This window comes from Acinetobacter gerneri DSM 14967 = CIP 107464 = MTCC 9824, from assembly GCF_000368565.1.
Lineage (GTDB): Bacteria > Pseudomonadota > Gammaproteobacteria > Pseudomonadales > Moraxellaceae > Acinetobacter > Acinetobacter gerneri.
Window position 1 is genome coordinate 1 of record NZ_KB849521.1, and the last position, 650, is coordinate 650.

The following is a 650-nucleotide window of genomic DNA, read 5'->3' on the forward strand; positions in this document are numbered from 1 at the left end:
GCTGACTGCAACCGATGCCGCAGGTAATATTGGAGCTGAAACGATCACAGATAAAGCGGATACTGTTGCACCATTAGCACCGAGTGTTGAACAAAACAATGCGGCAGGCTTGGTTGGAACAAGCGAAGCTAATGCTCTGATCACGCTTGATTTGGGTCATGGCACTACCTTAACCACAACAGCGAATAGCCAAGGCAAATGGTTATTTGTACCAAATCCGATTGCTGATGGTGAAACGGCGACGCTTACGGCTACAGATGCCGCAGGCAACATTGGTCCATCGATTACCACAGATAAAGCAGATACGATTGCGCCTCCGGCTCCGAGTGTTGAATTGAATAATGCTTCGGGATTAAGCGGAAGCAGTGAAGCCAATGCTGTGATCACGCTTGACTTGGGTCATAGCACTACCTTGACCACGACAGCGAATAGTCAAGGTAAATGGTCATTCACACCCAACCCGATTACCGATGGTGAAACCGCAACAGTGACAGCAACCGATGCAGCGGGTAATGTTGGAGCTGAAACCACGACAGAGAAAGCGGATACAGTTGTGCCACTGGCTCCAAGTGTTGAGCTAAATAATGCTTCGGAATTAAGCGGAAGTAGTGAAGCCAATGCCGTAATCACGCTTGATCTGGGTCATGGTA

1 protein-coding gene is annotated in these 650 nt (G+C 48.8%); it reads left to right on the forward strand.

Annotated elements, in window-relative coordinates; genetic code table 11:
- Window positions 1–650 (forward strand): Ig-like domain-containing protein (locus tag F960_RS00145; protein WP_040332448.1); only part of this gene is annotated, 650 nt, incomplete at both ends.